The organism is Mesonia aquimarina, from assembly GCF_003667275.1.
Classification (GTDB): Bacteria; Bacteroidota; Bacteroidia; order Flavobacteriales; family Flavobacteriaceae; genus Mesonia; species Mesonia aquimarina.
This window is the reverse complement of the sequence record NZ_RCNV01000015.1, coordinates 12514-24775: the sequence shown is the minus strand read 5'-3', so window position 1 is coordinate 24775 and position 12262 is coordinate 12514. Positions and strand designations below refer to the sequence as shown.

The window sequence follows — 12262 nt, the reverse complement described above, 5'->3', positions numbered from 1 at the left end:
TTTCAGAATTGTATTTTTAATCATGATTTACAACATAAAGGCACGCGAGGGTAATATTTGCGTAGTTGTGAATTGCTTTCAGAATTGTATTTTTAATCATGATTTACAACTATAGGATTGGCGTTTAATGCTGCATTCCAGTTGTGAATTGCTTTCAGAATTGTATTTTTAATCATGATTTACAACATACCAGTCGTAACCGTCTGGTATGTTGTTTTTTAAGGCTGTTTTTAGGAATAAAAAATGTGCGTTGAAAATTAGGTATTTACTCTGCTTTGCCTAACATTTTTGATTCTATTTATTAGAAGAGTTCTAATTGTTGATCTGGTGTTTCAGGTTCAACTTCTTTTTTTCCATGAAATAATTCAATCATCCCAAATTGCTTGTCGGTTATTTGCATCACCGCTACTTTTCCTTTTTTAGGTAAATTATTTTTAGTTCGTTTAATGTGTACCGCTGCATTTTCACGACTGGCACAAAACCGACTGTAAATAGAAAATTGAAACATCCCAAAACCATCGTCTATTAATTGTTTTCGAAATCGAGTGGCTGCTTTCCGTTCAACTCTGGTTTCGGTTGGTAAATCAAAAAATACAAGTACCCACATGCTTCTATACTGGTTTAATCGGGAAAAATGTGAATTTTCCATAGTAATTTATTTATTTGTTCATAGTCGCGACTTTTGATATAAGTATCTTACTTATCTAGTTATTCAATCAATCATTACTACCCAAATTCAGGGTATAATATTTTTCGGCTACTGCCATAAAAACATTCATACAAACTATTCGTGGTTCTGCTCATGGCATTCATTAGCGGACTCTTTTTTCCATCAATTTCTACATCCATTGCCGGAATTTGCAAGAGTTCTACTTTGATGTTGGTGTTTAGTTCTTCTATATTACAGCCACTTTCAACTATATTAAAAACCAAAGCATCTACAAAAGGTCGGTAAGGTTCCATGATGTCATCGGCTAAAGAAAATGCATTGTATTTATTGTGGTGAAATATACCCACCGAAGGAAGCATGCCGCTACTTACAATAGCACGGGCGGTAATTGCCCGTAAAATTGCATAGCCGTAATTTAATAAATTGTTGGGAGGAATGCCTTTTTGATTGCGACTGAAATTTTCAATAGTAAACAAATTCTGAAAGTAATGTGCTGCGGCAATGGCTTCGTGATTTTGGGTGTCGCCACTTTTAACTTCGCCAGCCCAGCGTTCTAACTTTAGGCTATACTTATCTAAACGTTTTAAATGCTGGGCTTGATTGCTTATTTTAGCCATTACGGTTTGTTGCCAGAGCTGCTTTTTTAGGGGTACACTGGCATCGAGCTGATGCCGATAGCGTACGGTTTGTTCGGTATGCCCCACTAAGGGTTGCAAAAGAGAGCAGGGGAGGTGCTGTTGATCGCAGGTAATTACAGCTGTTTTGTTTTGAACCAATTTCATTAACAGCGCATTGGTTAAGGTGATTTGTTGATTTTCTAAAATAACAAAACCTAAATCTTCAATTGGGACAGTTTTTTCTTTCTTACTTTCCTCTGGAAAGTTAACTACCAATTGCTCGTTTCGTGTACTTAAGTAGGCTGGATTAGTAAAAAAAAGACTGCGTTTTATCATAATTTAATTTTTAGTAGTTAGCTTTTTTAAAGATTAAAACTTTAAAAAAGCTTAATAGCGATAGTGTAAACTCACTCTATTCCTGTTAACTTAGGAGGTTCTTGATGACAGTGAATAAAGTTTTTAAGATCGTTAAAATAGCTGATGCTTTCTTCTCTTTCTAACTTTGTTTTGCCTTTGGAAATAATTGTGCGATAAGATGAATATTTCCAGTTTTTCGTAAATTGAACCAATCCTGCTTCTATAGGATTGTAATGAATATAATGCATAACTTTTCTGAAATAATCTTGATCAGTTATTATCTTTCTTTTGAAAGTATGCATAAATAGGCTTCCCTTTCTGTGTTGTTGTTTGTTAAAGGCTTTAGAATATGCATTAAAGAAATTACTGAATTGGTGGGATATTAAACCTTCAAGGTTTTCAAAACCTTGAAGGTTTGCTTTCTTATTCTTATGCTTGTAAAACTCAAGTAGTTTGTTTTTCTCTTTAATCCTCAATAAAAAATGAAAATGATTGGGCATCAGACAATAACAAAACGTATCGGCTATTGGACTAATATACGTGGTGTATTTTTTAAGGAAGAACCGATAGTTTTCATCTGATAGAAACAAGCGCTCATTCCCGTTTGCTCTATTGTAGATATGGTAGGTGTTTCCTGGGATTAATATAGCTTGTTTGTCTTGCATTTTTAACTTTTAGTTGTTGAATTGAGCCCTAGCAGGGTTTGAAAACCTGCAAGGGCTGTGAATTATTTTTTACTGAGGTAAATTTTATCATTTTATTACTTTTTTAATATTCTCCAACTTCAACAATATCACCCAAATGATTCAATCTCAGTTTTTGAATATTTTTAATACCTGATAACCCTGTTCTGACCCAAGATAATTTATGTGTTTCTTTTGTATTATCGACGTTAGTTTCTAAATGATGTCTAAAAAAATAATCTTTATGAGTAAACTTTTGCACCCGAAACAAATTCTCACTGATTAAAGCTTTATTATTAGGATTCAATAAGTCTATTTCACTAGGATTGAAGGCTTTTTCTTCGTTTGGAAATACAAACATTTCGTTTTGTTTCATGGTAAATAAAAACTCCCAGCCTTTTTCATGTTCTTTATTGATGATGGGTAAATCAGCATTTTTTCTTGCTACTGCTTCGTAAAATGAAACTACTTCTTCTTGTAAATTTCCTTTTTCATCTTTATAAATAGCCACATGATGATTATTACCCGTACTCACATAATCAGTAGGAATATTATTATTGTTTTTACCCAAGACTTCTTCTCCAAAATGATTTTTAGCATGTTGAAGCGGTTCTGCATTAGAAATTCCTGTTATTTTAACTCGCTTAACTTTTATTCCTTTTTCTTTATTAAGCCAGATGGGATTTTTGTCTAAGTCTGCAAATGCTTCTTTGGGTTTGTTATTAAAGTTTTTCAGTCTTTTTCGGAGAATTTTCTTGACCCCTTCATCTACAACCTTATCAATTTTTATGTCGGGTGTTATTTCTTTTCTTATCGTAAACCTATCTTCTAACCAAGCTAACTTTACTTTTTCAGGAACTGTTTCTTGAGTTCCATTTAAAAATATTGGGTTTTTAGCCAATGCGTTTTTACCAGTGAATGCTTTTTTAGGGGTATTTTCAAACTCTTCAAGTCTTTTTAGCAATGCATTTCTGTGACTTTTTTTTGCCACAAAATTAATATGCTCTTTATTAAATTTACCACCAATTTTCTCTGTTTTAGTCTCATAATATTTTGACTTACCGTATACGGTTTCTTTATGAAGCTGACCTCTTGGAGTTTCAACAGTTTGGTATTTGAATGAGTTTTTACCTTTTAAGTTTATCTTGTTTTTATTCTTTGTTGTAACTTTATTTTTTGCTTTATGGGAAATTAAAATTTGAGATAAATTTTCTTTTGAAGTTTTTCTAATATGAGGGAATGGTGCAATAAACTTACGCTTGCCTTTCTCATCTTTATAAGTATACTTGTTTTCAAGTTTAAAAATTTCTTTATTAGTTTTTGCGTTTAAATTGTTTAAATACTGAATCATTCCCGGTTTGGTGAAAGCTACAGTAATAGCATCCATAGCGTGATGCCTGTGGTCGTTACGCTTTGTCCAGTTTTTGATTCTGGGTAACCTCTTGCCTTCTTTGTTTTCTTTGTAATATGTTAATCCAACTTTTTCATATTTATCCCAATTTAACTCTTGCATCACTTTTATTAAGCCCCAATCATCTCTTAATTTGCTTGTTATTTTTCCAGAAGTTAAGCTTACCCGTTTAGTGACATCAAGTAAAATTTCAGCTGCTTTTTTGGCAATATAGGCAGAAGTACCTAAATCTCGATTTAGAAAATCTTCAGGAATATCCTTTATAGACATTAAGAGTTTCCTATGTTTTGAGCCTTTAATTTTTCCTGCTTTATAAAGTTCTTCTACACGATTTATATATTTTTCTAAGTCTTCTTTTCCAAACTTTCTTTCTATAAAATCTAAGGCCGTTTCATCTCCTTTGTCTAAGTTACTTTCTTTTGTTTCCAGCGTTTTGTTTGAATATGAATCATCAAATAGCCTTGATTTAGGAATGATATGTTCAATATCATATTTTTTAGAAAACAAGTCTTCGGGTTTGATATAGGTGTTTGTGTAAAGAGTTCTATGTCCGTTGGATTCTAATTCTTTATACAATTTATACCTGATTAAATCATTTCTGCTTACGTGTGGTAACCCAAATTTAGATTTAATCTCATCGCGATATTTTTCGTGATCTCGAGTAGCTTTGCCAATAGCTTTGGTTATTTGATCTCGCTGTTCTTTTGTGTTTTTGAGTTCTCGGGCCAGTTCTATTCTTATTTCATCTGGACGCCCCATTTTGGGGTCTTCAATAATAGCATTAACCACGTTAATACATTGATTTAATATTTTTTCTACAACAGGATTTCGTAAACTATTCTTCTTAAGAATATCAAGTTTGGGTTTTAATTTTCGATCTTCATTTTGCTTTTTGGTTACTGAATTTGAGTGGTTATAACCAGCCAATTCACAAGCATCAGAATAGATTTTGCCCTCTTGAAGGTGAGGCATGATTTTACGAATAGCTCTGGCACTTAAATTACCATAATCATCTTGAAAACGTATGTTTATTAAATAAGGTAAATGTTCATCCTTAAAACCAAAATTAGATTTTAACTTGTTTTCTAAAGATTTTGTTCCTGTACGAGAAAAATCATCTTCGTAGGAATACAGCAAATGCCATAACTCATAGGATTTTTGTTTTGCAAATTTATTTCCGCTTAGAGTGGCATCAAATTCAAGTATATTTTTATCGATGCCAATTTCATTAAAACATTGTTCTAGCGTTTGTTGCAATACATCAGGTTCAATTTTTGAGAAATTGATATTATCGTAGCCTTCGATTTTTAAAATTTCTTTATACGTTTCCAGAAGATTATGGTTGGTTTTGTTGCCTTCAATTTTCTGAAAATTTATTTTCCAATCTTCTGGTTTTAAACCAAACTCTTTTAAAACTTGTTTATCAGTTAATTGAGCTGTCCAGTTTAGTTTTTGAAACAGTTCAACATTGGAATCTTCTTCAATATGAAAGACTTCATTGGTCTTTATATTTGTTACTCTGATGGAGTTTAAGTTTTGCCAAACTTTAAATTCTTGAAATAAAGGGGAGGATTTTGGTATAACGCGGTGACCAACAGTTTTTCGCTTTTTCTCTCTATCAATACTAACTTCCTGTTCCCAGCTTTCAAACTCACAATAGCTGATGAGCCCTTTTTGTGATTTTAATCTTCTTTGATAGAAAATAATTTCATTCTGAATTTTATCTTTTACTTTGTTAGTTAATTCAGGATAAAATTCTACTTGTTTATTCCATATTTTTTGAAATTCATTTAAATAATCCTGGCGGTAAAAAACTTGGTTTTTTAAACTTGTATGTGGGTTTTTAGAAATTTGATCGTAGAGATACTGACCGACTGTTAAATCTTTAAAATGTAATTCTTTACTTCGGTCGCTAATTTCGCTTAAATAACCACTTGATTGATTAATTTCGTTATTGATTTCTTGTAATACAATAGCTAAGTATTCTAAATCAATTTTTTCAGTTAACGCTATTTTTCGAAGTCTAAATTTTTCTAATTTTTTTTCATCTCTATTGCCTTCGAGTTTTATTCCTTGTATTTTAAAAGGCTGTTCGCAAATTTTCCAAGTTTGATTTTTGTTTTTATCTGCTAATTCAGTAAATAAATTTTCGTCTAAAATTTCACTGTAAAACTCCTTTTGTTTTTTCCAAATACGACTAAACTCATTTTCCAAATCAGAGCGATAGTAGTCGGGTAAGGATTTTTTGCCACTTTTTAAAAGCTGATAAGAAAATTCACCTGGAGTTAGATTATTCTCATAGAGTTTTTTTGTGATTCCCATAGAATCAATGAGTTCTCCTTCTTCGTTATTATTTGCTTTTCGACTACTTTTATACCCCCTTTTTTTATTGATAGATAGAAGGATGCGTGCAAACTCTTCTTTTTCCACTTTATCGGATACAGCTTTATTTCTCAACTTCAGGAGTTCGTGCGTAGAGCCATTTCCAGTTTCAGTCAGTTTTGTTTTATCATCAATAAAACCTATGCTTTTTAACTCATTGATCAACGCTTTTCTTCTCAGTTGGTATCTAAACTTATTTCGTCTTGCACCTCTTTTTAATGTTCTATCTGCATTAATAGTGATGCTGTTTCCTTTTTTAAAATCATTTTCTTCATCAGTTGAAAGTGGAACAACTCTAACCCCGCTTTTAATAATTGATGACTCTTCATTTTCGTTTTCGGCTTCATTTACGTATGCCCAACCAATGGATGTAGTCCCCAAATCCAGTCCTAATATTTTTTTCATTCGAATAAATTTTAGTCAGTTCTTAAATATATGTAAAAAAAGTTAAAATAGTAACGGGCTTGAGTATGCTTGTTTTAAAAAAAACATGTATATTGGATTATAATTCTGAAGCAATTCACAATAAGGATTATTCCGTTGTGAAAACATTTAAGGTGGCAGATCTAATTCTGTCACCTTTTTTTATTTAAAATTTAAAAGCTTGGTTAATTAATACGTATATCTTAACTAAAAAAAGCCATTAACGTTGAACAGCTAATGGCTTTTTTATTAAAGTATGAAAACTAATTTTATTTTTTATCAAATAACTTCTCCAAATAAGCAACTTTTTGTTTTTCAGCTTCTAATAGACGTTCATATAATTCAGCTACCTTATCTATAGGATTAAAAGTTGGTTGTAAATTTATAGCATTCAGGGTAGAAGTATCATTGCTATTAAAAGTATTTGAGATTATATTCAAAATATTATCTTCCGAAAAATTCTTAATTGCCTCAGGAGTGACGCCTAAAACCTTTGCTACTTGTTCCAGCTTTTCATCTTCTAAGGTTTCACTTTGTTCTATATGAGAAACGCTTTGTTGGCTTATCCCTAGTTCTATCGCTAGCGCTTCTTGCTTCATTCCGCGTAACTCTCTAATGCGGCTAATTTTTCTTCCGATATGTGGTGTGGCTGTTGTACTCATATTCCAAAGATACTAACTTTTATGAATTTATGGATTGGTAAAGTACAATTTCATTTTGGTTTTATACTACCCGTTTGGGTTCGGTACACGAGTTTATGAGCGTTCCTTTAGCCTACATAATTTTTAAAGTAAAATTTTATGAGACCGGTAGTAAAACACATACTGCAAAACCTTAAGGAGATTCTTTCGGTAAAAGCCATCTATTTAATTCCCTTTATAAAGGAAACAAAAAAACAACTGTTTTTAATTTTTACTGAGAGTGGAGTTCTTATTAAACAAATTTTCCTACTCAAAGTATTTAATGAACATCCGCAAATTTCCCATCATAGAACTTTTCAAAAAAGAATAGAATTTGGCTTCGTATTGCCGGCCATCAACTCAATGTGTAAACCACCTTAGAACATATTATCCAATATTACCTTTAGATAAATTAGAAACCCTTGAATAAATTATAAAAGAACATTACAAAAAACAAGATGATGATGAAAAAAATTAACGACAAACAGTTGAGACAGCTAAAATTATCTGCTAACAGTAAACTGAACGCTTTACGCAAAACACAAGGAGATAGATTTAAACCTACAAACTTAGATTTAAAGGGGTATTGGGAGTTGTTAATTGTTATAGATTCTTTACTTGCAGTTTGTATTTTAGCGAGTCAACAGGAGGAATATGATCGTGCTAAACTAGTACCAAAAGAGCATATTGGAAAATGCTTAGAATTGGCCAGAGACCTTTTACCCTTTGAAGAAGGGGAGTTTTTAGATGAAGCTTATCAATTGTTTCAGAAAACTTCCGAATAATTTCTGATCTTAACCCAAAATTTTTTACAGTTAAAACATTTTAATTGCTCAGCGTTAACGTGCCACTTTTGTTATCAGTTACGTGGTAGAGGCATAGCGTATATTTTAAATTTCCATCTTTAATTAACTGGTATATGATTAGGAAGAAACCGGCCTATCGAGAAAAGGATTAAAAATCAAGGAAGCAGCGAGGATATGGGATGAAAATCTGTTTGAGACCGACCGAAAGAGAGGTTGAGTTATTTTCATTCGTGGCGGTGGGTTCCGTAGTATTTTCTTATGCTTTTCTCGTCAGCCTAGACTTTTGCTTCTTTTCGGCAATGGAAAAGAAGGGATGATATATATTGAAGTTGAAAAGATTTCTCCTTTCGTCGAAATGACAAGGTGAAGTAGGAAGTAGTAGATAGGGAATAGGATAATAGTAATTGATGATTTTAAACTTGAAGTCGAAATTGAAAATACAGCTTATTGAACACTGTAAATTAAATGATTTCTCGATACAATTTCACCTTCACTACCGCTCAGCTAAAACCACTCGAAGTGACAGGTATGCATTCAATTTAGAGTTTTACTATCGCTTAACCTCAATTTTTTCAGAAATTATATATAGGTAATGCTATTCTCCGGGAAGGGCTGGTTATCTTTGCAAAAACTAATTTGAATATCAAAATTCGCTTTATCAAGATAAAATTATGATGACCAACTTTTGGAATACGTATAGCGATGCAATTATATACGCTCTTATAGTAATAGGCGTTGTGCTGTTGCTGTTGCTTTTTACTAAATTGCTATACAGGTGGCTGGTAAAAAAAGCAGCAAAAAAATATCCAAACGAGAAACCTACTACAATAAGATTGGTCAAACGTATACTCAATACCTTATGGGTTATTCTAGGTTTAGCAGCTTTAAGTTTTGTATTTATTTCTAAAGATAAATATGCTGTCGCCACCAAAAATTTTGAACTTATAGTCTATGTTGGTTTTGTATTAGTTTTTACCATTATTGGCGCAAGTATTGTAGAAACTTTATTTTCACGAATCATAAAGAAAACGATAGCCGCTGACGGTGATCCCACCAGCTATAAGTTTTTACGCTACTTAAGTGTATTTGGCGTTTATTTTTTTGGAGCTATTCTAGCTACCTTAGCCTTTCCTGCCTTACGAGGAGTGGCACAAACGGCGCTTGGAGGAGCGGGAATCTTAGCCGTTGTGATTGGGATTGCTTCTCAAGAAGCGCTGGCAAATATTATAGGAGGTATATTCATCATTTCATTTAAGCCTTTTCGGGTAGGGAATGTGATTAAAATTACAGATACTTTAGTAGGTACGGTTACCGATATTACGCTTCGGCATACGGTAATTAGAAATTACCAGAACAAAATGATTGTTATTCCAAATGCAATTATTAATAAGGAGAAGGTTACGAATTATGATCTGGAAGAGAAAAAGATTTGTCAGTGGATAGAACTAGGGATCTCCTACGATAGCGATATCGATCTGGCTAAGCGTATTATGAAAGAAGAGTGCGAAGCACACCCCAACCTTTTTGATAATCGCACCCATCAAGAACTTAAAAATGGAGTTCCGTTGGTAATTGTTCGCGTTATTAATTTGGGGGATTCTTCGGTGACTATTCGTGCTTGGGCTTGGGCCTGGGATTATGCTTCTGCCTTTGTGATGAAATGTGAGCTTTACGAAAGTATAAAAAAACGATTTGATGCGGAAGGGGTGGAAATTCCTTTCCCACACCGAACCTTAGTATTTAAGCAAGATCAGTTGGATCAATTTAGAAATTCGGAATCAATTGATTAACGTATACGTTTTTACTATAATCTAAAAGCAAATTGAACTAGAACTGGAAAAATTCTGTTTACTGAATACTTTAAACTAAACGACTTCTCGATACAATTTCACCCTCACTACCGCTTATTTAAAATCACGCAAAGTTACATCTGTTCTTTGTTTTGCCTTTTTGCCAGTTCGAAATAATATCTTTTACAATACTATTAATTTGATGAGATCCCGGATCAAGCCCGGAATGACAAGCAAATTTATTTTTAACCCTGGCCTATCGAAAAAAGGATTAAAACTCAAGGAAGCAGCGAGGGTATGGGATGAAAATTTGTTTGAGACCGACCGAAAGAGAGGTTGAGTTATTTTCATTCGTGGCGGTGGGTTCCGTAGTATTTTCTTATGCTTTTTTCGTCAGCCTAGACTTTTGCTTCTTTTCGGCAGGCAGGTTTACTTCTTTTCGGCAATGGAAAAGAAGGGGTGATCTTTATTAAAGTTGAAAAGATTTCTCCTTTCGTCGAAATGACACTGTAAACTAAACGACTTCTCGATACAATTTTAGCCTTGCTGTCGCTCTGTTAAAATCACTCGAAGTGACAGTACTGCATGACATTTCGATTATGGCTTGCTTGCCAATAATAAATACCTGGCTTCACTATGGTATTCTGCATAAAAGTCTCATTATCTTTGCCAAAAACTTATTTATGTCAACATTATTTTACTTACATCAATTCCATGGCACAACCTAACAATCCACTACACGGTGTTAAACTCGCCGATATGCTGAACTATTTGCAAGATTATTATGGCTGGGAAGGTTTGGCAGCACATATCAACATCAATTGCTTTAAATCTAATCCTTCCATAAAATCCAGCCTTAAGTTTTTACGGAGAACCGATTGGGCAAGGACCAAAGTAGAAGAGCTTTATTTAAAAACCATTAAGCGATAAGTCGGTTTTAACGCGCTTGGGGAGGCTAAAAATGATATTAATATAAATATCAAACTAGTTTTGTGAATGCTATGGAAATAAGGCTTATACCAATTTAACCATCAAATGACACCATATAGCTCATTCATTTTTCCATATATTTCCTTATTCACAATTTCCTTAGCGCAGCTATGCAAATTATTCATAGCGTCATCTATAAAAAAAGCAATTTCGTTCTTTTAACGACTTTAATAGTTAAATTAGTATTACTTTCGCGCCTTGATTTAAAATAAACTACCTGGGAGGAAAGCTTCGGGGTATTAAACCCTTTGGTGGCACCAATAAAGATATGAAACGTATTCATGAATATAAAAAGCTGTTTGGAGTGGATCAAGCTATTGAGCTCAAAGCTTTAAAAAAGAGTTACCGTAATTTGGTAAAAGAATGGCATCCCGATAAATTTCAGCAAGGAGATGCACAACAAGCCGAAGCGGAAATTCAAAGTCGTAAGATTATTGATGGGTATCACTTTTTAGTAAGTATTGCTCCCGAAACCAAAGCTGCCAATTTACCGGAATATACCGCCGCCATTGCCTCGGGTATTGCCGATTATCAGCATAGAGGTTTATTGTTAGAAGTGACTTACTTAGATGGTTCTACCTACGAATTTTTTGGAGTGACCAAACCTATCTATCTAAAGATGATCCAAAGCAATAAATTAAACCGTTTTGCAAAACGTGCTATTTATCCGAATTATTTATACCGAAAATCTAAACGTACACAGGAACAAGCATAAGAATTGGATTTCGGGGTTATCAAGCTAAACAGCCTGCGAGATCGTTTAGAACCCCTCGAAGTTTCTTCATTGGTTTTTATTAGAAGGAGGTCGAAGTTCTTTAAAAGCTATGTCGCTGTTCTTGGGTAGAAGAGGCTTGCAGCAGTTCGTGAAAAGTCCGAATCGAATTAAAATCGTTGGTAATCGCTTTGTCTATTGCAAGTCCTGATATTCCGGTGGCTAAAATTTCGTTGACGTCTTCCAGCTGAATTTCTCCAAAAGAAAATAGGGGCGTGGCGGTAGATAAAGCTTCTAGAATCAAGGTATAGCCTTTGAGGGCTAAAGGTTTTACCGGACTATCGTGATTCGTATTTTTAAACGGACCTATATACAAGTAATCCAATTCTTGAGTCAGTAAATTTTCGACATCCGCTAGTTGGTGTGCCGTAGCGCCCATCAATTGCCAAGGATATAAGTGTTTTCTTACCGAACTTGGGCTAGCGATGGTATTTTCTAAATGCACCCCATCGGCTTTGATTTGCTTGGCGATTTTATAATGATCTTGTAGAATAAGCCGCGTTTGAAAATGTGCGGTAATTTCTCGAGCTTCTTCGGCATACTTCAATACTTTTTTATCACTAAAGCGGTTCAAGCGCAATTGTATCCATTCCGCTCCCGAAGTACAAGCTTTTTGTAGGTGGTCGAGATGTTCTTGTGGAGCATTTCCTTGGGTTAAATAATGTAATTTAGCGATCATAC

General features: G+C 33.6%; 10 protein-coding genes and 1 CRISPR repeat array (1 of these 11 cut by a window edge). Of the genes, 4 read left to right on the top strand and 6 right to left on the bottom strand.

Annotated elements, in window-relative coordinates:
* Nucleotides 1-186: direct repeats of the CRISPR family, unit length 46 nt; unit sequence GTTGTGAATTGCTTTCAGAATTGTATTTTTAATCATGATTTACAAC (it extends 467 nt beyond the left edge of the window).
* 115 nt (nt 187-301) lie between these two features.
* The 5 genes from cas2 to D9R05_RS14750 all read right to left on the bottom strand — a co-directional run bounded on the left by cas2 (nt 302) and on the right by D9R05_RS14750 (nt 7205).
* Nucleotides 302-649, bottom strand: a complete 348-nt coding sequence (cas2, locus tag D9R05_RS14770; RefSeq protein ID WP_121668001.1) for a CRISPR-associated endonuclease Cas2 — start codon at nt 647-649, stop codon at nt 302-304.
* Between the two features lie 77 nt (nt 650-726).
* A complete protein-coding gene (cas1, locus tag D9R05_RS14765; RefSeq protein ID WP_121668000.1) occupies nt 727-1623 on the bottom strand; it encodes a type II CRISPR-associated endonuclease Cas1 in 897 nt (298 codons plus the stop codon).
* Between the two features lie 71 nt (nt 1624-1694).
* On the bottom strand, nt 1695-2309 hold the full coding sequence (locus D9R05_RS14760; protein ID WP_121667999.1) for a hypothetical protein: 615 nt from the start codon (nt 2307-2309) through the stop codon (nt 1695-1697).
* A gap of 103 nt (nt 2310-2412) precedes the next feature.
* Nucleotides 2413-6525 carry a type II CRISPR RNA-guided endonuclease Cas9 gene (gene cas9 / locus D9R05_RS14755; protein WP_121667998.1) on the bottom strand — a complete coding sequence of 1371 codons (4113 nt, stop codon included), beginning with the start codon at nt 6523-6525 and terminating at the stop codon, nt 2413-2415.
* A 287-nt stretch (nt 6526-6812) separates the two neighbouring features.
* The gene (locus D9R05_RS14750) at nt 6813-7205 is read right to left on the bottom strand and encodes a helix-turn-helix domain-containing protein (protein WP_121667997.1); all 393 of its coding nucleotides are present in this window, start codon (nt 7203-7205) and stop codon (nt 6813-6815) included.
* Nucleotides 7206-7684: 479 nt separating this feature from the next.
* On the opposite strand from D9R05_RS14750, the gene D9R05_RS14740 reads away from it, so the two are divergent.
* From D9R05_RS14740 to D9R05_RS14725, 4 genes are all read left to right on the top strand, one after another.
* Entirely contained in the window at nt 7685-8008 is a 324-nt protein-coding gene (locus D9R05_RS14740) for a hypothetical protein (RefSeq protein ID WP_121667995.1), read from the top strand.
* A gap of 695 nt (nt 8009-8703) precedes the next feature.
* Complete coding sequence (locus tag D9R05_RS14735) at nt 8704-9819, top strand: mechanosensitive ion channel family protein (RefSeq protein ID WP_121667994.1); 1116 nt, start codon at nt 8704-8706, stop codon at nt 9817-9819.
* A gap of 714 nt (nt 9820-10533) precedes the next feature.
* Nucleotides 10534-10749, top strand: a complete 216-nt coding sequence (locus D9R05_RS14730; RefSeq protein ID WP_121667993.1) for a VF530 family protein — start codon at nt 10534-10536, stop codon at nt 10747-10749.
* Nucleotides 10750-11077: 328 nt separating this feature from the next.
* Entirely contained in the window at nt 11078-11524 is a 447-nt protein-coding gene (locus tag D9R05_RS14725) for a KTSC domain-containing protein (protein WP_121667992.1), read from the top strand.
* A gap of 100 nt (nt 11525-11624) precedes the next feature.
* On the opposite strand, the gene D9R05_RS14720 is transcribed toward D9R05_RS14725, so the two are convergent.
* A complete protein-coding gene (locus D9R05_RS14720; protein WP_121667991.1) occupies nt 11625-12260 on the bottom strand; it encodes a thiamine phosphate synthase in 636 nt (211 codons plus the stop codon).
* Nucleotides 12261-12262 lie beyond the last annotated feature (2 nt).